We start from the raw sequence: 24,359 nt of genomic DNA on the forward strand, positions 1-24,359 counted from the left end.
GGCCTTGCGCGGGGGTCCGACCCGCCCTTGACGGGTGCCGCGCAAGGCTTCACCTATGCGGCTGGGCGCGAAAGAATGGCTGGGGCAGCTGGGGATAAGCAAAAAGATGGCAGACAAGAAAAAGGTCATCGTGATCGGTGGCGGTTTTGGCGGAGTTTTCGCGGCAAAATCTTTGGAGAAGCTCGGACGCGGCTTGGTCGATGTCGAGCTGATCAACAACAACAACTACTTCGTCTTTCAGCCGCTCCTGCCTGAGGTTGCGTCCTCGAATCTGAATTCCTCGGACGCGGTAGTCCCGCTACGACAGCTCCTGACACGCGTCCAGGTGAGACAGGCCCGCGTCATGGGCATCGATTTCGAGCGGAAGATCGTGATCGTCATGCAAGGCGCCCGCATGACACCTGTGGAATTGCCCTATGACGAGCTCGTCATCGCGCTGGGAACGGGCGTCGATCTAGCCCGTATTCCTGGTATGGCCGATCATTCGCTAACGATGAAGGATCTGACGGATGCACACTTGTTGCGCACGCACGTTATTGGCTGCCTCGAAACCGCGGACGTTACCACCGATACAGTGGTCAAGGACCAGCTGCTGACCTTTGTCGTCGTGGGCGCCGGCTTTTCCGGCGTCGAAACGGCCGCGGAAACGAACGAGCTGATCAGCCGCGCGCTCCGCTACTATCACAACATCAAGTCTGAAGAGATCCGTATGTATCTCATCGAGTATGCGCCGCGGATCCTTCCCACTTTTCCGGCGGACCTCGCCGACTATGCAACAAAGAACCTGCGAGCCAACGGTGTGGAGGTCCTCACGGGCATCGGCACGAAGTCTGCAACATCCACTGGCGTCGAACTCACCAATGGACGGGTCATCAACTCATCGACCGTTGTAGCAACAATTGGCAACGGCCCGCACCCGCTCGTGGATGCGCTCGGCCTCGATATGCATTGGGGCCGCATCAGAACAGACCGCTTTATGCGGGTGCCTGGGCACAAGCATGTTTGGGCTCTTGGAGATGCGGCACTCATCCCGCTGAACGACGATCCAAAAGAAGACCCGGCGGACTACGCCACGCAAACCGCTCAGTTCGCCGTGCGGGAGGGCTATCAGCTCGCCCAGAATATGGTGGCTAAACTCAAGGGCGAGCCCCTTGAGCCCTTCGCTTACAAGTCAAAGGGGTCTCTCGCGTCGCTCGGTATGAGCAAGGCTGTTGCTGATGTCTACGGCGTCAAGATGCATGGAATCATCGCCTGGCTTCTGTGGCGCGGCTTCTATCTCTCCTTCTTGCCCGGCCTCGTCGCAAAGTTTCGCGTGGGACTCAACTGGATGATCAATGCGGTGATGCCGCCCAATATCGTGCAGCTCCGAATGCCGGCGCCGGCAACGCGGTATATCCACTTCTGGAAGGGCGACAAGGTCTTCGAGCCGGGCATGCTGATCGACGGCTTCTATACGGTGATCAAAGGCCGCTTCAAGCTGACGATCGACAACCCAGAGACGGGCGAGCATTTCGAGAAACAGTTCGGCCCAGGCGAGCATTTCGGCGAGCGCGTCTTGCTCAAATCGCACCTGCGAACGGGCCTGGTTCAAGCGCTTGAGGATGGCTTGCTGCTGTTCACCGCTCAGAAGGATTTTCGGCGGTTTGCGCGCGCCTTCCCGCCTTTGGATAAGTACTTCAAGAGCTACATCGACGAGACGTTTGGCGGCCCCGACAAGGCGCTGGCGCCAGGGAACGTCGAGGAGGACAATGTCGACGGGCACAAGCCACAGACTTAGGCGCGCCCCTTCGGTGGACGGAGCGGCATTGCCCCTCCCGCCCGCGCCACACAGTCCTTATAGTCGCTCGGATCATGACCAAGAAGAGTACCGCGAAGGCCGGCGCCAATGTGCCGGCAGCCCCTAGCAAGCCCGCCGGGCCCGGCGATCATGTCTATCTAATCGACGGCTCGGGCTATATTTTTCGCGCCTACCACGCGCTGCCCCCGCTAACCCGCCCCTCCGATGGACTGCCGGTTGGAGCCGTTCACGGCTTTTGCGGTATGTTGTGGAAGCTCCTGCGCGAATCGAACGAGCTCGCCCCGCCGAGCCATATGGCCGTGATCTTCGACTACTCGTCCAAGAACTTCCGTTCGGATCTCTATAGCGGCTACAAGGCAAACCGGCCCGAGCCTCCGGAAGATCTCATTCCTCAGTTCCCTTTGGTGAGAGATGCTGTGCGTGCTTTCAATGTGGCGTGCATTGAAAAGGAGGGCTTCGAGGCGGACGACCTCATCGCGACCTACGCGCTTCAGGCCAAGGACGCCGGTGCGGACGTCACCGTGATCTCATCAGACAAGGACCTCATGCAGATCGTCCAACCTGGCGTTGTCATGTACGACACCATGAAGAACAAGGTGATCGGCGAAGAGGGCGTGATCGAGAAATTCGGCGTACCGCCCAACAAAGTCATCGAGGTGCAGGCGCTCATCGGAGATACGTCCGACAACGTGCCCGGCGTGCCGGGCATTGGCGTCAAAACAGCGGCGCTGTTGATCAACGACTTTGGCGATCTGGATACGCTTCTTTCGCGCGCCGGGGAGATCAAACAGCAAAAGCGCCGCGAGAACCTGATCGAGTTTGCGGACCAAGCACGGCTATCGCGCACGCTTGTCACGCTGGATACAGAGACGCCACTGGACATTCCGCTTTCCGATACGGCTGTACGGGCGCCGCTCGCGGACACTCTTCTCGGCTTCATGCGCGACATGGAATTTACCACGCTCACGAAGCGCGTGGCTGAGGGGCTCGGCGCACCTCTCCCCGAAGGCGTCGGCAAGACAAAGAAAGCAGCCGCCAGGAAAAAGGACGACTACGACCATCCTTTGCGGCAAAGCGCGCGCGGCGCCACAGGACCGGCCCGCGATATCGTCGTTCAGGGCGGCTCGCCCCGCGAGCTGGCCGCGGAGCGTCAGGATCGTATCGAGTACATCCCATTCGACCGCAGCGCCTACGAGACCGTCACGGACACGGCGCGGCTGACCGAATTGGTACACGCGGCGACTGATCAAGGCTTCGCAGCGCTATCAGTCAAACGCGATAGCGCCGATCCTATGGTGGGCGACATTGCCGGGATTGCGATTTCTCTCGCACCTGGCCAAGCCGCCTATGTTCCCATGACGCATCGCGCCAGCGACGGGCTCGACCTCGGGGGCGACACTCAGATCGCGCAAATCGCGCCAGGAGAGGCTCTCCCACTGCTGAAACCGCTGCTCGAAGACGACGCTGTCCTCAAGATCATTGCGGAAGCCAAGCCAGCCATGGTGGCGCTCGCCCGCCATGGCATCGCGTTGGACACTGTCGACGACCCGTCACTGATCTCTTACGCGCTGGATGCCGGGCGCGCCGATCACAGCCTCGCAAAGCGCACGAGCGCCTTGTTCGGCCACACTTGCCTCACCGAGAAAGAGGTACTGGGCACAGGCAAATCGGCAATTACGTTCGACCGGGCCGAGGTCGCGCGCGCCACCGAAGCCGCGGGCGAAGAAGCAGATGCGGCCATGCGTCTATGGACCGTGCAAAAACCACGCCTTCCGTCCGAACACGTGACAACCGTATACGAAACACTCGAGAGGCCTTTGCAGCCTGTGCTTGCGGACATGGAACGCGCTGGCATCAAGGTCGACCGGGCGATGCTTGCGCGCCTGTCCGGCTCCTTCGCGCAGACGATTGCCCGTCTTGAAGATGAGATACGTGAATTGGCGGGCGAAGACTTCAATATCGGCTCGCCGAAGCAGCTTGGCGAAATCCTGTTCGACAAGATGAGCCTGCCCGGTGGGCGCAAGACGAAAACCGGTGCCTGGAGTACGGACGCGGCCGTTCTTGAAGACCTTGCCGCCGAGGGCCACGTTTTGCCGCAAAAGATCCTCGAGTGGCGACAGCTCTCGAAGCTAAAAAGTACGTATACAGACGCTCTGCCTGCCTATATCAACGCTGATACAGGGCGCGTGCATACCCGCTATGTCCTGGCATCGACCACGACGGGCCGCCTCGCCAGCCAAGAGCCGAACCTGCAGAATATTCCTGTGCGTACGGCGGAGGGACGCGAAATCCGCAAGGCCTTCGTGGCCGAATCCGGCAAGACGCTGATCAGCGCGGACTACAGCCAGATCGAACTGCGCGTTCTGGCTCATATGGCCGATACGCCAACCTTGCGTCAGGCCTTCGCGGATGGGCTCGACATTCACGCCATGACCGCGTCGGAAATGTTCGATGTACCCATCGAAGACATGGACCCGAGCATTAGGCGGCGCGCGAAGGCCATTAATTTCGGAATCATTTACGGCATCTCCGCCGTGGGTCTTGGCGCGCAGCTCGGCATCCCGCGCGGGGAAGCCGCGGCCTATATAAAGACCTATTTCGAGCGCTTCCCCGGCATCAAAGACTACATGGAGGCCACGAAGGCCGAGGCAAAGCACTCCGGCTACGTATCGACGCTCTTCGGACGAAAAGTGCACTACCCCGAGATCAACACAAAGAATCCGAGCTTGCGGGGTAACTACGAGCGCGCGGCCATCAATGCACCAATTCAAGGCTCGGCAGCGGACATTATCCGCCGAGCCATGATTCGCATGCCCGATGCCTTGCGCGAGGCAGGCCTGCAAGCGCGCATGTTGCTGCAAGTCCATGACGAGCTGATCTTCGAAGCGCCGTCAGGCGAAGCGGAGAAGACCATGGAAGTCGCGCGGCAGATTATGGAGGCCGCGCCTCAGCCAGCTCTGGAACTCAAAGTACCGCTGAAGGTGGACGCCCGCGCCGCAGAGAATTGGGAGGCGGCGCATTAGGGCCGCACACGCCTCGCTATCTGGACACCCCATCCAGCCACTGATTGAACAGGGTGCGGCTTGCTTCGTTGGTCGGCGGGGCGTGGCGGGCCGTGGCGGCGCGCATCTCGCCCAGGTCGACGTTTGAATTGGCCAGTTCCAACGTGTGGCCGATCAGCCAGCGCTCCATGTCTTGTTCGGGCAGTTCGACATGGAACTGCAGCGCCAGCACATTCGGGCCGCAGGAGAACGCCTGGTTGGGCGTGATTGGGGTAGAGGCGAGGCGTGTAGCGCCCGTGGGCAGATCGAACGTATCGCCGTGCCAATTCAGAATATGCAGGCCCTCGAGCACACCCAGCGGCGAGTCCTTGCCTTCGTCCGTCAGAATCAGCCGGTCCCAGCCAAGTTCCTTTTCCTTGCCCGGATAGACGCGCGCGCCGAACACAGCGGCTAACGCTTGGGCCCCGAGGCAGATGCCGACCGCCGGCGTACTCTCCTTCACAACCTCTTCGATGAGTTTCAATTCGTCCTTCAAAAAAGGATATCGATCGAACTCATAGATGCCGATGGGGCCACCAAGAATGAGCACAAGGTCTGCGTGGAGCGCGGGGCTGAGATCGTCGCGGCCGGCCTGAAGATAGGTGAGATCGATGCCGCGCTCGTCAAGCACGGGGCCGAGCGTGCCCGCGTCCTCAAAGGCCACGTGATAGATCGCGACGGCATTCTTCATGACGGTCTCTCCTTTTGTGCGCGTTGTGTCAGCATCGCACCGGCATACGGGGCTATTGTTCTTCTGCGGCACCAGATTGTTCGTTTGCGACATCAGGCCCTAATCGACAATCGCAACACCTTGGCGGCGGGAATCGCCCGCGCCTTCTGCGCCCCTTCGTTCGTGCCAGCGCGCCACATGGACGCCGCCGAAGAAGAGATTCCGCTCGGGCCACGCTTTGGTCTTCTCGCTGAGCGCACGCAAGCGTGCTTGGTCTTCTTCCGAAAAGCCCGGTTCGAAACTAACCGTACCGTCGCGCTCGACATGGAGGCGCGGCGCATCCACCGCATCGGGCACATCTTTGCCGTGTTCCAAAAGATTGACCGCAACCTGCAGCACCGCCGTGCGAATACGGTTGGAGCCGCCCGACCCAAGCGCGGTGACCGTACCGTCGTCCTCAACAATAATCGTCGGCGCCATCATGGACGACATGCGGACATTCTCACGCCAGCTGCCCGAATTGCCCTCCACCAGATCTTCCTCGCCGAGCATATTGTTCAGCATGAAGCCGTGGGGCTCGATTACAAACCCATTGCCTTCCCCGTTCGATAGCGTCACGGCGGCCGTGTTGCCCTCGCCGTCGATAACGCTGAGATGAGTGGTGCCTCGATAGGCAGGTGGTGCGCACGCGGCAGCCTCGATTTCCTTATTGAGGAAACCTCGTTCGAGCAGCGTGCCGAGTTCAAGTCCATGGGAAGAACGTGCTGCATTGGTGGCCATCATCGCCGCGCCAAGTGCGGCGGTGTCGATGGGCTTCCCGAGTGCCTTGTAGGCCCTGAGAAAAGCGAGGCCATAGGCGATGAGCGCGCCGCCCGCGCTCGGCGGTGGGTTCAGGGCGACAGAGGCTTCGCCGATGCGCCATGTAAGCGGATCGCGAACGAGCACCGCGTATCGGCGCAGATCGTCGGGGGTCAGATGTCCTCCGCCATTCCGGCATTGGGCAGCGATGGCCTGCCCGATATCTCCTTCGGTGAATAGCCGTGGGCCATCCTCCGCCAGCCACTCGAGCGTTTCGGCAAGTGCAGGATTACGGAAGACCTCTCCCTCTTTGAGAAGGTCGCCATCGGGCGCGAAAATGGCGCGTGTGCCGGCGCTGTTTTTCAGGATCGGCGCGATGACTGTGAACAGATAGGCTTGGAACGCCGTGACGGGAAAGCCGCGTTTCGCTTCGCGCGCTGCCGGTTCTACTAGCCTCTTCATCGGCAGACGGCCGAAAGCCTCGTGGATCGCGAAGAGCCCTTGCGCCACTCCTGGCGTCGCGCTGGACCCAAAACCAATATGGAATTCTTGGCGCGCGGGTCCGAAGTCGGCTTCGATGGGAAAGAACGAAACCTCATCGTCGGCGCGTCGACGCAAGGGCGTCTCGACAAAGAAGTCGAACAACTGCGCATCCGTCCGGCTAGCCTGCCGCGCCATGAGAAACCCGCCGCCACCAAGCGAGGAGAAGACCGGTTCAGCCACAAACGTCATGCACATGCCCGCGATAGCCGCGTCGAAGGCGTTGCCGCCGTCGCCAAGAATCTCCGCGGCAGCTTCGGCAGTCAGGGCATGGCCCGCCGCGACAACGGTGTGTTGCTTGGTCATTCGGGAGTGCCTAAGGCGCGTTGCCGTCGGGAGCAAGGGTGCGATGCGCGAAACACTCATTGTAGGGGCCGCCAGCCGGGACAAGGCCCACCCGGATGCGCGCCTCTTCGCGGGATGGGTACAGCGCTAGCCTAGGCGCTTCTCAAGATCGCTGAGCTCTTCGGTCAATCCGGACGGCAGCTTGTCGCCGAACGACTGATAGTGCTCCTTGATCGAGGGAATCTCTGCCTTCCAGCCTTCGACATCGACACGGAGCAGCTCTTTCATATCCGCCGCATCCACATTGAGACCGTGCGTGTCGAGCCCATCTTCGGTTGGCATCTTGCCAAGCGGCGTATCCACCGCATCGGCCGCGCCGTCGCATCTCTCGAAGATCCACTTCAGCACCCGGGCGTTCTCGGCGAACCCTGGCCACAGAAACTTGCCGTCGGCGCTTTTGCGGAACCAGTTCACGTAGAAGACTTTCGGCATCTTGTCGCCGCCCTTCTCGCCGACGTCCAGCCAATGGGCAAAGTAATCGCCCATGTGGTAGCCGCAAAAAGGGAGCATCGCCATGGGATCCCGACGCAAGCTCCCAAGTCCGCCCGTAGCGGCGGCCGTCTTCTCCGAAGCCATAATGGAACCGTAGAAAGTCCCTTGCCGCCAAGTCTCGGCCTCAGTGACAAGCGGGACGACCGAAGCACGCCGCCCGCCAAACAAAATCGCATCGATCGGAACACCCTTCGGATCCTCCCATTCCTCTGCGATGACTGGGCATTGGCTTGCGGGCGCGGTGAAACGTGAGTTGGGATGCGCGGCGGGTCGTCCTGCAGCCGGAGTCCAAGGCCGACGCAGCCAATCAGTGGTGTGCGTCGGTGGCTCTGGCGTCATTTCCTCCCACCACACATCGCCATCGTCCGTGAGGGCAACATTTGAGTAGATGCAGTTCGCATGCATTGTCCGCATCGCGAAGTAGTTCGATTTGTAGGACGTTCCAGGCGCAACACCGAAAAATCCTGTCTCCGGGTTGATGGCATAGAGCCGGCCATCCTCGCCGAACTTCATCCAACAAATATCGTCACCAATCGTCTCGGCTTTCCATCCGGGAATCGTCGGACTCAACATCGCGAGATTGGTTTTGCCGCAGGCGCTCGGGAAGGCAGCGGCAATGTACTTCGACTGGCCCTCAGGATTGGTGAGCTTGAGAATGAGCATGTGCTCCGCCAACCAACCTTCGTCGCGCGCCTTCACTGATGCGATGCGCAATGCATGACACTTCTTCCCCAGCAACGCGTTGCCACCATATCCGGACCCATAAGACCAGACCTCCCGAGTCTCGGGAAAGTGCGAAATGTACTTAGTCTCGTTGCAGGGCCAGGGGACGTCGGCCTGATTCTGCGTCACCAGCGGCGAGCCCACTGTATGCAGACCACGGACGAAATCTTCGCTCGTGCCAAGTGCGCCCCAAACCGCGTCACCAACACGAGTCATGATGTGCATATTCGCAACTGCATAGGCCGAATCTGTGACCATCACACCGATGCCAGCGATCGGGGAACCGATTGGCCCCATGGAATAGGGAACCACATACATCGTGCGGCCCTGCATGGCGCCGTCAAATAGCTCGGACAGCGTCTCTTTCATCTTGGCCGGATCGAACCAATTGTTGGTTGGGCCGGCATCCTCTTGTCTTAAGGAGCAGATGTAGGTCTGGTCTTCGACGCGAGCGACATCCTTGGGATCGGAACGAACAAGAATTGAGTTCGGGCGCTTCTCCTGGTCGAGCCAGGTTGCTGAGCCGCTGTCGACGAGCGCCTTCAGCAACGTCTGATACTCCTCTTTGGAACCGTCACACCAATGAACCCGTTCTGGCCGGAACAACGCTTCAGCACCATCCACGAAATCCAGCACCTTCGGATTGTTGGTCGGTGCAAATCTTGACTGAAAATTCATACGGTTCCGTCCCTGCCTTTCGGATATCTGTAGCTCACGTGCGTGATGGCCACCTCCCCTTTTTATGCGGAGGTATGAGAGACCGCCTATCGGCAAAAAGGCCAATAGTGGCTATTTGACGAAACCTATCGTGGCTCGCGCCTCGTCTACAAGCGGGACCAGCTCCTCGCACGTCTTTTTGTGCTGAAATCCGTCCATCAGGCGCATGTGAGCCGCCTGGCGGTGTGATACGAGATCGCTCCCCAGCCGAGAGACGCCGCTGCCATGTCACGCGCCCCTAGGCAGTTATTTACTTGCAATATAACGGTTTTTGTTGCATCCCCGTGGCGATGGGTCGGGCGCGGAACGCCCCAGGCTCTGCCCCGATGCTGCCACGGTTTTCACGCAGCCCTATGAGCACCACATCCAGTTAATCGCGCGAGGCGCGCAAAAAGGCCCCCCTATGCCAACTATTGCTCTTGTCGACGACGACAGAAACATTCTCACCTCCTTGCGCATGGTGCTGGAGGCAGAAGGTTATAAGACCCAGACCTACAACGACGGCGCAAGCGCCCTGGACGGCCTCTTCGATAGTCCGCCCGATCTTGCCATTCTCGACATCAAGATGCCGCGTATGGACGGCATGGAGCTGCTGCGGCGCTTACGGCAGCGCACTGAATTGCCCGTGATCTTCCTAACGTCGAAGGACGAAGAGATCGACGAGCTATTCGGCCTCAAGATGGGGGCAGACGATTACATTCGGAAGCCTTTTCCTCAGCGCTTGCTGATCGAACGCGTGAAGGCGGTCCTGCGGCGCGCCCAGCCTCGCGACAAAGCCCAAGTGGCCGACGACCAATCCAAGGTCCTTGAGCGCGGAAAGCTAAAAATGGACTCTGAGCGCCATACCTGCGTCTGGGACGGGCTGCCGGTGACGCTGACCGTGACCGAATTCTTGATTCTACAGGCTCTCGCTCAGCGCCCAGGCGTGGTAAAAAGCCGGGACGCGCTGATGGATGCGGCGTATGATGACCAAGTCTATGTCGACGACCGCACTATCGACAGCCACATCAAGCGGTTGCGGAAAAAGTTCAAGGCCGTCGACCAAAGCTTCGATGTGATCGAGACACTCTATGGTGTGGGCTATCGCTTCAAAGAATAATGGGCAGGCGCAATGACTGCCGACGCTGAAAGGTCCTGGCAACAGGGTCCAGCGTCCTTGCGCGCCCGCGCTATGCGCGTTGGACGCGGGGGAATCTATTGGCTTCGCCGCGCCTCGCGCTGGCTCGGACAGCACCGCCCCTTCCGACACGGCTTCTCGAGCCTCACCCGCCGGATCGTCGTCCTCAACCTTATCGGACTGGCGATTCTCGTCTCAGGCATTCTCTACCTCAACGACTTGCGGGCAGCATTGATCGGCGCTCAGGTGCAGAGCCTGCAGACGCAGGGTGAGATTATTGCACGTGCAATCGCCGCATCCGCAGGCGTCGACGCCAGCGAGTCCGAAGTTGATCCCGAGACAATCCTCGAAAGAGAGATCGGACCGGCCGGATTTCAGGCGAGCGATGCTATGCCCAACGCCCTTGGCTTTACCATCGACCCTGAACGCGCTGCGCCCATCCTGCGTCCGCTGGTGAAGCCGACAGGGAGCCGCGCACGCATCTACGATCGCGACGGCGCGCTCATTCTCGATTCAGACACGTTTTACTCGCGCGGCGAAGTACTGCGCTACGACCTGCCGCCGCCAGAGACCAGCGAGCCCGATGCCCTCACCACGTTCTGGAACGCGGTTGCGAACCAGTTCCAGCCGGTGGATTTACCTGTCTACAAAGAAATCGGAACCGTAAACGGCATGGCTTACCCGGAAGTCGAGGCCGCTCTTACGGGCACATCCGTCCCAATCGTCCGCAAGAACGAGAAGGGAGAGATCGTCGTCTCGGTCGCCGTTCCGGTGGAGAGAATGCGATCCGTGCTCGGTGTGCTTCTCTTGTCGACCCGCGGCGGCGCTATCGACGAGGTTGTAGCGGCCGAACGTTGGCGCATCTTTCGCGTAGCAATCTTCGCAGCAGCCGTGACGGTCGTCCTCTCGCTCATTCTCGCCAACACGATTGCAGGGCCCATGCAACGCTTGGCCGTTGCAGCGGAACGAGTTCGGCACAGCGTAAAGGCGCGCGCGGAGATTCCCGACTTTACAGAAAGGTCTGACGAAATTGGCCACCTTTCTCACGCACTGCGCGATATGACATCCGCCTTGTACAACCGGATCGATGCGATTGAGAGCTTCGCAGCCGATGTGGCGCACGAGCTCAAGAATCCACTGACGTCACTACGCAGCGCAACCGAGACATTGCCGCTTGTGAGAGACAAGGAATCTCGCGAACGGTTGATGGACATCATCCAGCATGATGTGAAACGCCTGGACCGCCTAATCAGCGACATCTCCGATGCCTCGCGGCTCGACGCCGAACTCGCCCGCGAAGACGCACGGCCTGTCGATCTCGACGATCTGCTTCGAGCGACGGTTTCGCTCTACAGAGACATTCATCGTGACGACCTGCCCGAATTGTCGTTGGACATTGATCGTGCGCCGGGCACCTATCCCTATCGTGTCATAGGCCATGACAGCCGGCTCCATCAGGTGATGGTGAACCTGATTGAGAATGCGATCTCCTTCTCGCCACCGCGCGGCCTTGTGAAAGTCACGGCGCGGCGGCGCGGGCCGGAGGTCGAAGTGACGATCGAAGACGAGGGGCCGGGGATCGCGCGGGAGAACCTCGAGCGCATCTTCGAGCGGTTCTACACAGATCGCCCGCACGAGACGTTTGGCCAAAACTCAGGACTTGGTCTGAACATTTCTCGCCAGATCATCGCGGCACATGGCGGACGCCTCTACGCGGAGAATCGGCCGCTGTCCGACGACAAGGCCAGCACCGCGGACGGACACGTGCGGAGCAGCGGCGGTGCGCGATTCGTTATTCGTCTCAAGGCCGCGTAGCGCCCCCACAGATGCCATGACGCCCGAACCTGGCGGCCCCAACTCCGAAATGATCGTTCATGGCACGTGCGTCGCGCTTGGCACGAATGCTGCGCTGATTCGCGGAAGCTCAGGGGACGGTAAGTCCGACCTCGCTTTGCGCTTTCTTTCTCTGCCGCAGGACGATGCAGGCGAAGCCAAGCTCGTGGCGGACGATCAGGTTTGCCTCTTTGCAAAAAACGACAGCCTTACTGCCGCGCCACCGGCGAATCTCGCAGGGCTTCTCGAGGTGCGCGGGCTCGGCGTTCGGCAGGTCCCTTTCATATCCTCGGCGCGTGTCGTCGTGGTGTGCGATCTCGTTGACCGTCGGGATGTTCCACGCATGCGGCCCGATCCTTGGGATCAGGCTACGCTTGCCGGTATCGCGGTACCCGTGCTCAAGTTGGCGGCTTTCGAGGCTTCCACGCCCCTGAAACTAAAGTTGGCGATCTTGGACGCTATGGCGCACTTGCGCGCCGCGAACAATAAGGTTTAGGAAGGCGCGGATCAGATATGTACAGTCCCTTTCCGCCCGAGGAACAAAGCGGCCATAGCCGGGCGGCCTTCATCTTAGAGGTAGCATGATCGGCGTCGTTATCGTGACCCACGGCAATCTGGCTTGCGAGTTCCGCGCAGCGCTTGAGCACGTTGTGGGCCCGCAGGAGCAGGTCGAAACGATTTCGATAGCCCCAGACGATGACCTCGATGCGCGGCGCGCGGACATGCTCGCCGCACTCGCCAAGGTCGACTCCGGCGACGGCGTCGTGGTGCTTACCGATATGTTCGGCGGCTCGCCGTCGAACCTTGCGATCTCGGCCATGGAAAGTCCCGATGTCGAGGTGGTCGCTGGCGTCAATCTTCCCATGCTTGTGAAGCTGGCGAGCGTGCGCGGCGAATGCGGCTTGGAAGACGCCATCACTCAAGCGCAAGAAGCTGGGCGCAAATATATTAGCGTTGCGAGCCAGATCTTGGCCGCGCACTAAATGAGCAGCACCAAGGCCCGTATCAAACTCTCAGATCCCGCAAATGGGACCTACGCGGCTGATGTGCTGATCCCCAACAAAAAAGGTCTTCACGCGCGCGCCTCGGCGCAGTTCGTGCGCGTTGCCGGCGACTTCCCGGCCAATGTGCAGGTGAGCCGGGATGAGCAGACCGTCGGCGGCACCTCAATCATGGGGCTGATGATGCTCGCGGCGGGGCAAGGGGACTTCATACATATCGAGACGAGCGGCGACAGCGCGAAATTGGCCATCCAGGCCCTCGTCACGCTGGTCGAAGACGGTTTCGGCGAGGAAGACTGAGGCGCGAAAAAAGCCGAAAGCGCCAGCGCCAACCGCGTCTTGACTCCCCCAGCCGCCTATAACATATAAGGACTTCTTTATATCTTTATGCAGCCAGAGGCAGAAAGAACGGCATGAACTACCACGTTAAGGATATCGGGCTCGCGGATTGGGGCCGTAAAGAGATCGCCATCGCTGAGACCGAAATGCCGGGCCTGATGGCCGTGCGCGAAGAGTACGGCGCCGAACAGCCCCTTAAAGGCGCCCGCATCGCGGGCTGCCTGCATATGACGATCCAGACCGCCGTCCTCATCGAGGCGCTGCAAGCCCTTGGCGCCGAGGTCCGCTGGGCGTCCTGCAACATCTTCTCCACGCAAGACCATGCCGCCGCGGCCATTGCCGCCACGGGCACGCCGGTGTTCGCCGTCAAGGGCGAAACGCTGGAGGAATATTGGGACTATGTGGACCGTATCCTGGAATGGCCGGAGGGCGAGACCGCCAATCTGATCCTCGACGACGGGGGCGACGCCACCATGATGGTCATCCTCGGCGCCCAGGCCGCGGAAGACCCGAGCGTGCTCGACAACCCGTCCAACGAGGAAGAAGAAGCCTTCTTCGCCACGATCAAGAAGCGCCTCGCCCGCGACCCGGGCTTCTACACGAAGGTCCGGCACACTCTCAAAGGCGTGTCCGAAGAGACCACGACCGGCGTACACCGGCTCTACGAGATGCAGAAGAAGGGCACGCTCCCCTTCCCCGCCATCAACGTGAACGACAGCGTGACCAAGTCGAAATTCGACAATCTCTATGGCTGCCGCGAGAGCCTGCCCGACGGCATCAAGCGCGCCACGGACGTGATGCTGGCCGGCAAATACGCCGTGGTCTGCGGCTATGGCGATGTGGGCAAAGGCTGCGCCGAGAGCCTGAAGAGCCAGGGCGCGCGCGTGGCCGTCACCGAGATCGATCCCATCTGCGCGCTGCAGGCCGCAATGGAAGGCTACGAAGTCACCACGATGGAAGACGCCGCCTCAAAGGGCGACATCTTCGTCACCACCACGGGCAATAAGGACGTCATCACCGTCGACCATATGCGCGCGATGCACGACCGGGCCATTGTCTGCAATATCGGTCACTTCGACTCGGAGATTCAGGTCGCCGCGCTCAAGAACTTCGTCTGGCACAATGTGAAGCCGCAAGTGGACGAGGTGGAGTTTCCCGACGGCAAGCGCATCATCTTGCTGGCCGAAGGGCGCCTCGTGAATCTCGGCTGCGCCACCGGCCATCCGAGCTTCGTGATGAGCGCGTCCTTCACCAACCAAGTGCTGGCCCAGATCGAACTTTGGCAGTACTCGGACAAATACGAGAACAGGGTCTATGTGCTGCCGAAGCATCTCGACGAAAAGGTCGCGCAGCTGCACCTTACCAAGCTCGGCGCGCAGCTCACCACACTGACGGACGACCAGGCGTCCTATATCGGTGTGAAACCCGAAGGCCCCTTCAAGCCGGAGCATTATCGCTACTAGCAACTTCGTTGCTTTTCAGATGAGATCAAGAAGGCCGGGCCGCACCAGGGTAACGAGCCAGTCGGCGTTCTTGTCGACCGCGACAGCGCCGTTGCGGGGGATTGTGCCGCAATTGACAATGCGCCCCGTCTGCCGCAGCGTGGCTATCGTTGGAGGTTCCCTGAGGCGTTGTTCGATGGGATGAAAGGGAACACGGTGTGCGCCTCGCTTGGCGCGGATGCCGTGGCTGCCCCCGCAACTGTGAGCGGCGAGCTTACTGCCAACTCTGACCACTGGGAAACCGGGAAGGTCGGGCAGCCGGCGCAGACCCGCGAGCCAGGAGACCTGCCTTCGACCGTGCCAGGGCTGATGGGCGAGCGGGGTTGTTCGCGCATTGTCGGGATGTTCCATCGGGCTTCTCCGAAAGCACTGACGCGTTTTGTTTGGTCGCTCGGCTTCGGAGGGAAGAATGTCCCATATACAGGCTACGCAGGTTGCCGCGCGAGAAGCGAGGCGGCGCGCGAAACGATGAAGCGATTTCCCCCCGAACGCATTGTTTGCCTGACGGAAGAGACCGTCGAGACGCTCTACCTACTTGGCGAACAGCACCGGATCGTCGGCGTGTCGGGCTATGCGGTGAGGCCCCGACGGGTGCGCCAGGAAAAGCCGCGTGTCTCCGCGTTTACGTCGGCGGACATCCCGAAGATTCTTAGCCTCGCGCCCGATCTCGTGCTGACCTTTTCCGATCTACAGGCGGAGATCGCGGCAGAGCTCATCAAGACCGGCGTGACCGTCATTGCCTACAACCAGCGCGACGTCGCCGGCATTTTCGCCATGATCCGGCACCTCGGCGCGACCGTCGGCCAAGGCCCCCGCGCCGAACAGCTGGCGGGCGCCTACGAGCAACGCCTGGAGCGTATCGCCGCACATGCCGAGCGCGGGAGCCGCCCGCTTGTCTATTTCGAGGAATGGGACGATCCGATGATCTCCGGCATCGCCTGGGTGTCGGAGCTGATCGGGATCGCCGGTGGCCGCGATGCGTTTCCGGAGCTCGCCGCTGAGGCGGCAGCGCGCGACCGTGTCGTTACATCCGAACAGGTCATCACCGCGGCGCCGGATGTGATCCTCGCCTCGTGGTGCGGCAGGAAGGTCCGCCCCGAGAAGATCGCCGCGCGGCCCGGCTGGGATGCGATGCCGGCGGTACGCGACGATCGGATCTTTGAAATTAAATCCCCGCTGATCCTACAGCCCGGCCCCGCAGCGCTCACGGACGGGCTCGACGCCATCGTGGCCGCGCTCGGCGACAATCCCAACGAGGTGACCCAATGACGACCGCCAGTCCCTGTGTCGGTATTTGCAAGCTCGACGATGCGACGGGTTGGTGCCTTGGCTGCGGACGCAGCGGCACCGAAATTGCCGATTGGCGCGAAAGCCCTGCAGACTGGCGCAGCGCCATCTGGCTGGAGATACCCGAGCGTCTGAAGCAACTCGGGGTCGCCTGCCGCAGGCTGCCCTGGACCAAGACGGATATGCAGAATTTTGTGGTCCAGTCACTCGAGCAAGGCAGTGGCACCTTTGTCATGGGGGTGGTCGGCGCCGTTGCAGAATTTGCGCCGGCGACGGGGCAGTCCGTCGCGGTCGAGGTGCGCGACGATAAAATCACAGCGCACACAGATGGCGGCGCGCTTCATATGTGGATCGACGATGATGTCCGCGCTTTGACCTTCGATCCACCGTCAACCCCCATCGAAGGCACGCACGTCGTGCTTGCTGTCAAACGTGAACGCGGACGGCTCCCTGCCGTTGGCAGCATCGCCGACCTCGGTGAGGACGCGGCGCCGTTGATTGATGAAAGCGCGAAGCAGTTGTTCGATCTGGGCCTCAATCGAAAGGAGGCTCGATTTTGCGTGCGCGTTGCCGACGGTTCGGCACGCAGTGTGCTGCACAGTGCGGCCGGCCAGACGCTGATCTCAAGTCTGCCCATGCTTGGACCCGTGCTCGCTGCAGAAAGCCCAACCCGCGTCATCGAGACAGCACTTGGCCGGATCGAGGTGCAAGGCCAAATCCCGAGACCGGGCGAGCGATCGCCTGACCGCCCTCACACCCATCTGCTGCCGGACCAACTTGCGTTGAGTCGCGCGATGCCGGTGGGCATGGACTTGCCCCGCGCCTACCTTCCAGGTGCCTTGTGCTATCCACGTGCATGAGACACAACTGATGCCCGACCTTGGCGCTTCCCTGTCATGCCCGCGGAAGCCATTCCGCCGTCAACTTCTTGATTCAATTCGGTTCTAGGGTTCGCGGCTGAGGTTGGGACCATCACTCTTTAGGAGCGCCCCCATGCGTTTTGGAAAACTGCCCGCCCTATATCTTGCAACCACCCTTGCAGGAGCCACGGCCTTTGACGCGGCCACGGTCGCCGACGCGTGCTCGCGGTTGCTCTACGAGACGGGGGACGGCTCCTACATCATCGCGCGTAGCATGGACTGGAATGACCCGATGGCCGCGACGAGCCTCTGGGTGTTTCCGCAAGGGATGCAACGTGACGGCGGGATCGGGGACAATCCGCTCACCTGGACATCGAAGCATGGCTCCGTGATCACCTCGTTCTACGATGCAGCGTCCGTTGACGGCATCAACGACAAGGGCCTGATGGGCAACGTTCTGTATCTCGCCGAGTCCGACTATGGTGATGCCGTGAAGATCGGAAAGCCCACCACATCAATTGGCGCTTGTCTTCAGTACTTCCTCGACAACTATGCGACCGTCAAAGAGGCCGTGGCGGCCATGCAAGACTCTCCGTTCACGGTCGTGGCGCCCGTGCTGCCCAACGGGAGGCCCGCCTCCGGGCATCTTTCGCTTGCGGACTCCTCAGGCGACTCGGCGATCTTCGAATATCTCGATGGCAAGCTCGTGATCCATCACGGTCCTGAGTATCGCGTCATGACCAACTCTCCGACCTTCGATCAACAGCTCGCGCTCGACTCCTATTGGCAGTTGATCGGCGGCGACAAATTTCTGCCCGGCACGATCAGCGCCGCCGACCGGTTCGCGCGCCTCAGCTACAACTTACAAGCCTCGCCCAAGTTCAAAGATCCTCAGCTCGCGCTCGCATCGGCCTTCTCCCAGATTAGGGCGATGAGCGTGCCCATCGGCATGAGCGATCCGGACCACCCTAATATCTCTTCCACACTGTGGCGGACCGTGGCCGATGATGAGGCAAAGCGGTATTTCTTCGAGTCCGCCGTGTTCCCTGCCGTGTTTTGGGTCGATCTTGAGAACGTCGATCTTGGTCCAGGCGCAAGCCCGATGAGGCTCGAGGTAGATCCCGAAAAGCCGATGGCTGGGGAAGTCTCCGCGAACTTTCAGAAGACGGAGCCCTTTGCCTGGCTCAAATAGCCGCTAGGCGGTAGCGCAAAAAATTTCTTCGCCTACCAAACTCACGTATAAGGAGGCAGCGGCCGGCGGAGGGCCGTTCCCCTATGAAGATCGCGCGACTGCTGTACATCTTCCTGCTCGGCGCCTTCTTGTTGGCAGCCGCGATCGTGGTGCAGGCCATCCTGCTGCGGCATATCCAAGACGATGTTGAGGCGGCGCAGGAGCGGCGCCATATCTCCAATGCGCTCGCCCGTGAGCTTCATCAGTCGTCCGACGATCTGACGCGGTTCGCCCGCACCTTCGCGGTCGCGGGCGATAAGCGCTACCGCGACTACTTTCACCAAGTCCTCGACATTCGAAACGGGAAGATAGCGCGTCCCGAGGGCCACGAAGGCGTCTATTGGGACCTCGTCATCGCCGGTGCGCTGCCGGAGCCGTCGGGCGAGAGCGTAGGCGCCCAGTCGCTTGAGGACCGGATGCGCGAAGCCGGCATCACCGTCGACGAATTCAGCAAGCTGAAGGAAGCGCAGAACCGTTCGGACCGTCTCGTTCGCCGAGAGGAAGTGGCCATGAATGCGCTAGAGGGCCGCTTTGACGACGGCACCGGCGCCTTTTCCCGGGAAGGGCCGCCGGACCGCGAGATGGCCATGCGGATCTTGCACGACAAGACCTATCACGAAGACAAGGCGGCTATCATGGAACCGATCGATACGTTCCTGATGATGGTCAACACCCGCACGCGCGGCGAGCTGCGCGAGCTTAACCAATATGCGAGCCGCGTCCTTGCGAGCCTCATTGCAACCAGCGTCGCGCTCTTAGGCTTGATTGCCGGTCTTGTGTGGATCCTGCATCGGCGGATCTTGCGCCCAACGGCAAGTTTACTCGCCACCGTCGGTGAGATCGGCGAAGGCGATCTGGACGCACGCACGCAGATTGCGGGGTCGGACGAGATCGGGACGCTGGCAGGCGCGATCGACTCAATGGCCGGGCGCCTCAAAACGGCGCTTGGCGAAGTCGAGGAACGAGCCGAGGAGGCCAGGAGCCAGGCCAAAGAACTGGCTACGGAACGAGATCACTCCGAGAAGCTGCTTCACAATATTCTGCCCGCGCTCATCGCCGAACGGCTGAAGGGCGGCGAGAGACCGATCGCGGAGACCTATCCTGAGGTCACCGTTCTCTTCGCCGATATTGTCGGCTTCACGCAACTTGCAGAAAAGATCGGGCCGCGTGAGATCGTCACTATGCTAAATGATATCTTCGGCCGTTTCGACGATCTTGCGCTTGAGCACGATTTAGAGAAGATCAAGACGATCGGTGACTGCTACATGGTGGTTGGCGGCGTTCCCGTTCGCAGTGCGACGCATTGCCAACAAGTGGCGCGCTTTGCGCTCGACGCCTTGAAGAGCTTTGACGACTATGCGGCGAGCTTCCCGCATCCCCTGCGCATTCGTATTGGCATGCATACCGGTACGGTCGTCGCCGGCATCGTGGGAACTCAAAAATTCTCCTACGACCTCTGGGGTGATGTTGTGAATGTCGCGGCGCGCTATGAGAGCACGGCGACACCAAACCGCATTCATGTGTCAGAGGCGGTTCATGTCCGCGTGGCGGACGACTTCGAATTCGAAGACGCCGGCGAGGTGGAGCTCAAGGGCAAAGGTAAGATGCGCTCGTGGTTCTTGATCGGCCCCAAGAGCGACATGGGAACAGTGATTCCTTTATAAGATCAGCAGGCCGGCTAGGCCACACCCTCTTCCCAGCCTCTTCTGTGAAGGTCACGCCTATCGAGCGGGACCGTACTTTCCTATTGGAAAACCCTGTCGGGGCGACCCATTTCGGCGGTATCGGGAAAATCTCTGCTAGGAGGAATTGCCATGAAGGCTCTGATTGCCAGTGCTTTTGCGTTTGCCGTCGTTGTCGGCGCAAGCTCGGTCCAAGCCGCACCCATGTTCTACGTCACCGTTGATACGGTCGGAAACTGCTCCGTCTCCGAGGGCAAGCCAAGCGCTGGACAAAAGGCGCTCGGTGAGACCGGCGGATACGCCAACAAGGCGGATGCTGACGCCAAGCTCGCTTCAATCCGCGGCGACGATTCCATCTGTAAGGGCGTCGTCGAGTAAGGAGGGTTCAAGAGAACGATCGGGGCAAGGCGCGCCCGCCCGCCCCCCAATAGTGGCGAGCCGGTTCCGATCGTTCCACCCCGGCCCTTCTCGGGCGCCTAACGGCCCCAATCTCCCACGGCGTCACTGCCGGGGACATCGAACTTCAGGTACTGCTCTACATCGAACGGCATGCTGTCCACCGTCGCTCTCACGCGGTCGGCGATCGCCTTCGTCTCGGGTCGCGCATTCGACAGCCCCGTGTACGGAATACCTTTTCCGTTGGGTACGTCCGGATACTTCCTTTTGAACAGTTCATGCCGCGCACGCATCCGGTTGAATTGTCCTTGCGTGTGAATGAGCGGTACCAGCTGTGGGTTCTCTTCCCGAGGATCCATATAGAGGTCAAAATAGGCCTCCGGCATACCTGAGGCGGCAACGTCGCCAGCACCAATCCAATGACGCTTGTAGCGGCCCTTAACCGTAGCGCCGAGTTCGTGGCCCGCATAGATAAACACATAGTCGCGTCGGCCGTTGGTATCGCCCTCCAACAAGATGGCCGTCTGGTCGAGCCCATCAACGACACGATCGGTTGGGACATTGCCCAACGCGCCGCCCAAACGCGCGAACGTCGTGTAGAGGTCCGTGACATGGACGATATCAGCGACGACTTGACCCTCCTCGATCATACCGGGCCACCAGGCGAAGGCCGGCACGCGCACACCCCCTTCGGTGAAGTCGCCCTTACCGCCGCGATACAGCATTGGCAGCATGCCCCATCCGGCTGGCGGGCTGTGCACCATTGGGCCGTTATCCGCCATCGCGATGACGAGCGTGTTCTCGACGATACCGAGCTTCTTGAGCTCAGCCATCAGCACGCCAACGAAGTTGTCGAGCTTGGGGAAAGAGTCAGCCACCATCAGTCCGGCCACTGACTTCTTCGGCATCTGGAACTCCATGAAGTTGAGAAAGTTCGGCCAGTAGGAAACGAAGAAGGGCTTCTTCGCTTCGGCATTTTTTCGTATGAAAGCAAGCGTTCGCTTCTCAGCTTCTTCATCTAACTTCGAGAAGCACTCATTGGAGGTGCCGCACCACTCGCGTCCCTGCTCTCCCTTTTCGCCTTCGATGTTCATGACCCAGCCCTCGGGGACCAGGCCGGGGTTATCGAGCCTATAGGGGTCGGGTGGATAGATTTCGGGAAATAAGCCGAGCACTGCATTCGCTGCATTGCCCTGAGGATTGTAGAGCGACGTGATCTGATTCATCGGTGTAAACAAAGCTTCGTCAAAACCTTGGTTATGAAGATAGCTATCTTCGATATCGCCAAGATGCCCCTTACCAAAGAAGCCTGTCGCGTAACCTGCGTCGGATAGAACCTCGGCGATGGTGACTTCTTCTTCTCTTAAGCCCGAAAACTCATGTGGCATGCCGACCACGCCCATGCCGTGACGCACCGGATGACGGCCGGTGAGCACTGCCGCCCGTGTGGGCGTGCAAGACGGCTCGGTGTACATGCGCGTGAAATTGATACCTTCCGCAGCCATCCTGTTCAGGTTGGGCGTGTCGTAGCCGAAGTTCTTCTGTAGGGCGGGGAAGCCAACGGCGCCGAATGCCGTATCGTCCCAGAGGATGTAAACGATGTTGGGCGGCTGCCCGAACTTTTCCGCGAGCGCCGCGAGCTTTGCGTCGAGCTCCTTATCTTGCTCCGCCCACCTCGCACCGTTCTGAGCCTTCAGAATATAGAACTCGGCATCGTGGACGATTTCGCCGTCTTCCGCATGAGCAGATCCAAGAGCCCCGAGCCCTAAGACAAGAAGCAGCGCCCCCAATAAAGCGCTCAAAGAAGGTCCGAACTCGCGTTTGTGGAAGCGGCCTCGGCTGACTTCACTTTTTGCAGTCATTCTCTACTCCATGGTCTCCGGTCTTGCGGAATTGCGCCGAGCGTCTATGGCCGGCCACGCTAGTACTTGCGATATTTCGATCACGCTGCGCCCCAACAAGCGCTACATTAGCCTCGACATATCACGGGGAGTTTCACTCGGAACTCGCCTGTTTGAGCATCTCGTACCGAGTCTAGCAGATGTAGGATCCGTAAGCGTCCACCGGAGAAAACATGCCCCCCAAAAAAGCAGAAACAAAAGTCTTCACGCAGAGCTCTTCTCGGCCGTGGCTGGCGCCGGTGCAGTCAGCCAGTCGAGCCGTACTCGGTGCAGTTGCAGCCGCTCTCACTCTCGCTTCCATGTTTAGCCCAGCGCTGGCTGAGGAAGAGATCGTCCATGACGCCGAGTACTACGTTCTAAAGGCGCAGCACGGCGACGAATGGGCAGCCGAGGACACCGCGCTGCGAGCGAAGCTCGACGAACTAAAGGCAAAACACGGGCGCCCGCCGAATATCATTCACATCATGTGGGACGATACGGCATTCGGCGACGTCGGCATTCCTGCCATTCAGAAGGTTCGTGGTCTGACGACGCCGAACATCAACCGACTCGCGGAAGAAGGGATATTATTCACGCGCATGTACACGGAGGTTGGCTGCACCCCGAGCCGTGCAGCCCTTGTTACTGGGCGTCACCCAATTCGCAACGGCATGTACAACATTGGTATGTTGTTAGAGAGCCACGGAATGCGTGGCGAAGAAGTGACGATGGCGGAGGTGCTCTCGAAAGCCGGATACAACACGGCCTTTTACGGTAAGTGGCATCTTGGCGATATCGAGGAGAGTTATCCTCACAACCAGGGTTTCGATGAAGCGTTCTTCACGGGTTACAATCAGATTCTGTCGCTCAACACCAAGCTTGCCGAAGGCGCAAACGCTTCGATCGGTTTGCACGAGGACATGCTGCCACCCGACCCTTACAAGCTCGACGATAGCTTTGTAACCAAAGGCTGGGTGATGATCGCCGAAGGGAAGAAAGGCGAAAAAGCAAAGCAGTGGGGCGATAACTCTCACGACACTTATCTAAAGATCGATCCGGAAGCGCAAAAGCGTACGCTCGAATTTATCGAGAAGAGCGTGCAGGAGGAAAAGCCCTTCTACATCGCCAATTGGCCGAACCTCGCAAGCTTCTTGCCCAATCCAAAGAAATGCGCCGTGGCTCGGAGTCTCTTACAAGACGGCCTTCAATGTAACATCGACCCCTTCATCGCGAAGCTGATCGCGAAGCTCGAAGAGTTGAACATTGCGGACAATACGCTGGTCGTGGCGATGGCCGACAACGGACCCATGTCGCACAACCCGCCCCCGGGCATCGGCATGGCCGAGACAATATTCCGCGGCGGTAAGGGAGATTTTTTGGAGGGTGGCGTGCGTGTGCCGGCCATGGCGTGGTGGCCGGGCGTCATTAGACCCGGTCAGCAGGTCGGTGATATCATTCACGAAGTGGACTTATTCACGACGTTTGCCAACCTTGCGGGCGCGACGCAGTACATCCCAACAGACCGCGTTATCGATGGCGTGGACCAAACTGCGCTGTTGTTTGAGGGCGATACCAATAGCCGCCGCGACTACGTATTCATTTACGCCGGACCCAAGCTCGGTGCGACCGTCAAGGGTAACTACAAGCGTCACTGGATTTCGCCCGACCCCGTCGGCGAGGCGAGCGGCATACCAGCAGCCTTCTACTTCCTCCCAGCCGATCCACGCGAGAAGACACCGATGCTCACCAATCTCATTCACCTGAAGAGCCCGTTCAACCGTATGCGGCTGCGCCATAAGCTCTGGATGAAGAAGTACCCTAACAACAAAGAGAAGTTTGGCGTACCTTGGACAGGCATCGCGAACGCGACACCTGAAATCGAAGCGCTCGGGAAGCCCAAAATGGATCTTTCCAAGCTTCCGTTCGATCCGCTCGAATACGTGGAGCATCTCGACGAGCTCCCGTTCGATCCAAGTATGGACCCCAGTCTCGGGCAGTAAATTGCGATGGGTCCGTCATAAAGGGGCGAAGGAAGGCGAGACGCGGGCCAATCAAAGTGCGTTGGACTGTGGGCAAGAGTCCGCGAAGCAGGTAGTCTCGAAGTGAT

General features: G+C 60.1%; 18 protein-coding genes and 1 riboswitch. Of the genes, 14 read left to right on the forward strand and 4 right to left on the reverse strand.

The features are described 5' to 3' along the window. Window positions 1–106: 106 nt before the first annotated feature. Both AC33YF_RS00260 and polA read left to right on the forward strand, forming a co-directional pair. The gene (locus AC33YF_RS00260) at window positions 107–1,777 is read left to right on the forward strand and encodes an FAD-dependent oxidoreductase (protein WP_491775178.1); all 1,671 of its coding nucleotides are present in this window, start codon (window positions 107–109) and stop codon (window positions 1,775–1,777) included. A gap of 74 nt (window positions 1,778–1,851) precedes the next feature. Next, a complete protein-coding gene (gene polA / locus AC33YF_RS00265; RefSeq protein WP_491775179.1) occupies window positions 1,852–4,821 on the forward strand; it encodes a DNA polymerase I in 2,970 nt (989 codons plus the stop codon). 16 nt (window positions 4,822–4,837) lie between these two features. Here polA and AC33YF_RS00270 read toward each other — a convergent pair whose 3' ends face one another. From AC33YF_RS00270 to AC33YF_RS00280, 3 genes are all read right to left on the reverse strand, one after another. Continuing rightward, complete coding sequence (locus tag AC33YF_RS00270) at window positions 4,838–5,530, reverse strand: glutamine amidotransferase (RefSeq protein WP_491775180.1); 693 nt, start codon at window positions 5,528–5,530, stop codon at window positions 4,838–4,840. 99 nt (window positions 5,531–5,629) lie between these two features. Then, the gene (locus tag AC33YF_RS00275) at window positions 5,630–7,153 is read right to left on the reverse strand and encodes a gamma-glutamyltransferase family protein (protein WP_491775181.1); all 1,524 of its coding nucleotides are present in this window, start codon (window positions 7,151–7,153) and stop codon (window positions 5,630–5,632) included. 126 nt (window positions 7,154–7,279) lie between these two features. Continuing rightward, a complete protein-coding gene (locus AC33YF_RS00280) occupies window positions 7,280–9,085 on the reverse strand; it encodes a phosphoenolpyruvate carboxykinase (GTP) (RefSeq protein WP_491775182.1) in 1,806 nt (601 codons plus the stop codon). A 442-nt stretch (window positions 9,086–9,527) separates the two neighbouring features. Here AC33YF_RS00280 and AC33YF_RS00285 point away from each other — a divergent pair, with 442 nt between their 5' ends. The 11 genes from AC33YF_RS00285 to AC33YF_RS00335 all read left to right on the forward strand — a co-directional run bounded on the left by AC33YF_RS00285 (window position 9,528) and on the right by AC33YF_RS00335 (window position 20,354). Next, on the forward strand, window positions 9,528–10,223 hold the full coding sequence (locus AC33YF_RS00285; protein ID WP_491775183.1) for a response regulator transcription factor: 696 nt from the start codon (window positions 9,528–9,530) through the stop codon (window positions 10,221–10,223). A 12-nt stretch (window positions 10,224–10,235) separates the two neighbouring features. Beyond that, entirely contained in the window at window positions 10,236–12,056 is a 1,821-nt protein-coding gene (locus tag AC33YF_RS00290; RefSeq protein ID WP_491775184.1) for a stimulus-sensing domain-containing protein, read from the forward strand. A gap of 16 nt (window positions 12,057–12,072) precedes the next feature. Then, window positions 12,073–12,570 carry an HPr kinase/phosphorylase gene (locus tag AC33YF_RS00295; protein ID WP_491775185.1) on the forward strand — a complete coding sequence of 166 codons (498 nt, stop codon included), beginning with the start codon at window positions 12,073–12,075 and terminating at the stop codon, window positions 12,568–12,570. Window positions 12,571–12,655: 85 nt separating this feature from the next. After that, window positions 12,656–13,057, forward strand: a complete 402-nt coding sequence (locus AC33YF_RS00300; protein ID WP_491775186.1) for a PTS sugar transporter subunit IIA — start codon at window positions 12,656–12,658, stop codon at window positions 13,055–13,057. Beyond that, window positions 13,058–13,375: an HPr family phosphocarrier protein gene (locus AC33YF_RS00305; protein ID WP_491775187.1), complete on the forward strand. Its 318-nt coding sequence runs from the start codon at window positions 13,058–13,060 to the stop codon at window positions 13,373–13,375. 113 nt (window positions 13,376–13,488) lie between these two features. Further along, window positions 13,489–14,877: an adenosylhomocysteinase gene (gene ahcY / locus AC33YF_RS00310; RefSeq protein WP_491775188.1), complete on the forward strand. Its 1,389-nt coding sequence runs from the start codon at window positions 13,489–13,491 to the stop codon at window positions 14,875–14,877. 136 nt (window positions 14,878–15,013) lie between these two features. Further along, window positions 15,014–15,223, forward strand: a riboswitch (cobalamin riboswitch). Between the two features lie 161 nt (window positions 15,224–15,384). Beyond that, entirely contained in the window at window positions 15,385–16,185 is an 801-nt protein-coding gene (locus AC33YF_RS00315; protein WP_491775189.1) for a cobalamin-binding protein, read from the forward strand. Next, complete coding sequence (locus tag AC33YF_RS00320; RefSeq protein WP_491775190.1) at window positions 16,182–17,063, forward strand: DUF1289 domain-containing protein; 882 nt, start codon at window positions 16,182–16,184, stop codon at window positions 17,061–17,063. Before AC33YF_RS00315 ends, AC33YF_RS00320 begins: the two co-directional genes overlap by 4 nt. 133 nt (window positions 17,064–17,196) lie before the next feature. Then, window positions 17,197–18,255, forward strand: coding sequence for a linear amide C-N hydrolase (locus AC33YF_RS00325; RefSeq protein ID WP_491775191.1), 1,059 nt, complete (start codon window positions 17,197–17,199; stop codon window positions 18,253–18,255). A gap of 83 nt (window positions 18,256–18,338) precedes the next feature. Then, window positions 18,339–19,958 carry an adenylate/guanylate cyclase domain-containing protein gene (locus tag AC33YF_RS00330; RefSeq protein WP_491775192.1) on the forward strand — a complete coding sequence of 540 codons (1,620 nt, stop codon included), beginning with the start codon at window positions 18,339–18,341 and terminating at the stop codon, window positions 19,956–19,958. Window positions 19,959–20,108: 150 nt separating this feature from the next. Beyond that, window positions 20,109–20,354 (forward strand): hypothetical protein, encoded by a 246-nt coding sequence (locus tag AC33YF_RS00335; RefSeq protein ID WP_491775193.1) that lies wholly within the window; start codon window positions 20,109–20,111, stop codon window positions 20,352–20,354. Between the two features lie 98 nt (window positions 20,355–20,452). Here the strand turns inward: AC33YF_RS00335 and AC33YF_RS00340 are convergent, their stop codons facing one another. Further along, window positions 20,453–22,234 carry a sulfatase-like hydrolase/transferase gene (locus tag AC33YF_RS00340; protein WP_491775194.1) on the reverse strand — a complete coding sequence of 594 codons (1,782 nt, stop codon included), beginning with the start codon at window positions 22,232–22,234 and terminating at the stop codon, window positions 20,453–20,455. A gap of 338 nt (window positions 22,235–22,572) precedes the next feature. Between AC33YF_RS00340 and AC33YF_RS00345 the strand changes: the two genes are divergently transcribed. Then, complete coding sequence (locus tag AC33YF_RS00345; protein ID WP_491775195.1) at window positions 22,573–24,252, forward strand: sulfatase-like hydrolase/transferase; 1,680 nt, start codon at window positions 22,573–22,575, stop codon at window positions 24,250–24,252. Window positions 24,253–24,359 lie beyond the last annotated feature (107 nt).

This window comes from Methyloceanibacter sp., from assembly GCF_058506495.1.

What these genes read in the sequence shown, in the direction of transcription:
- AC33YF_RS00260 (WP_491775178.1), top strand. Translation starts at nt 107, where the DNA reads ATGGCAGACAAGAAAAAGGTCATCGTGATCGGTGGCGGTTTTGGCGGA.
- AC33YF_RS00305 (WP_491775187.1), top strand. Translation starts at nt 13,058, where the DNA reads ATGAGCAGCACCAAGGCCCGTATCAAACTCTCAGATCCCGCAAATGGG.
- ahcY (WP_491775188.1), top strand. Translation starts at nt 13,489, where the DNA reads ATGAACTACCACGTTAAGGATATCGGGCTCGCGGATTGGGGCCGTAAA.
- AC33YF_RS00315 (WP_491775189.1), top strand. Translation starts at nt 15,385, where the DNA reads ATGAAGCGATTTCCCCCCGAACGCATTGTTTGCCTGACGGAAGAGACC.
- AC33YF_RS00340 (WP_491775194.1), bottom strand. Translation starts at nt 22,234, where the DNA reads ATGACTGCAAAAAGTGAAGTCAGCCGAGGCCGCTTCCACAAACGCGAG.
- AC33YF_RS00285 (WP_491775183.1), top strand. Translation starts at nt 9,528, where the DNA reads ATGCCAACTATTGCTCTTGTCGACGACGACAGAAACATTCTCACCTCC.
- AC33YF_RS00270 (WP_491775180.1), bottom strand. Translation starts at nt 5,530, where the DNA reads ATGAAGAATGCCGTCGCGATCTATCACGTGGCCTTTGAGGACGCGGGC.
- AC33YF_RS00275 (WP_491775181.1), bottom strand. Translation starts at nt 7,153, where the DNA reads ATGACCAAGCAACACACCGTTGTCGCGGCGGGCCATGCCCTGACTGCC.
- AC33YF_RS00325 (WP_491775191.1), top strand. Translation starts at nt 17,197, where the DNA reads ATGCGTTTTGGAAAACTGCCCGCCCTATATCTTGCAACCACCCTTGCA.
- AC33YF_RS00330 (WP_491775192.1), top strand. Translation starts at nt 18,339, where the DNA reads ATGAAGATCGCGCGACTGCTGTACATCTTCCTGCTCGGCGCCTTCTTG.
- polA (WP_491775179.1), top strand. Translation starts at nt 1,852, where the DNA reads ATGACCAAGAAGAGTACCGCGAAGGCCGGCGCCAATGTGCCGGCAGCC.
- AC33YF_RS00335 (WP_491775193.1), top strand. Translation starts at nt 20,109, where the DNA reads ATGAAGGCTCTGATTGCCAGTGCTTTTGCGTTTGCCGTCGTTGTCGGC.
- AC33YF_RS00280 (WP_491775182.1), bottom strand. Translation starts at nt 9,085, where the DNA reads ATGAATTTTCAGTCAAGATTTGCACCGACCAACAATCCGAAGGTGCTG.
- AC33YF_RS00290 (WP_491775184.1), top strand. Translation starts at nt 10,236, where the DNA reads ATGACTGCCGACGCTGAAAGGTCCTGGCAACAGGGTCCAGCGTCCTTG.
- AC33YF_RS00345 (WP_491775195.1), top strand. Translation starts at nt 22,573, where the DNA reads ATGTTTAGCCCAGCGCTGGCTGAGGAAGAGATCGTCCATGACGCCGAG.
- AC33YF_RS00300 (WP_491775186.1), top strand. Translation starts at nt 12,656, where the DNA reads ATGATCGGCGTCGTTATCGTGACCCACGGCAATCTGGCTTGCGAGTTC.
- AC33YF_RS00295 (WP_491775185.1), top strand. Translation starts at nt 12,073, where the DNA reads ATGACGCCCGAACCTGGCGGCCCCAACTCCGAAATGATCGTTCATGGC.
- AC33YF_RS00320 (WP_491775190.1), top strand. Translation starts at nt 16,182, where the DNA reads ATGACGACCGCCAGTCCCTGTGTCGGTATTTGCAAGCTCGACGATGCG.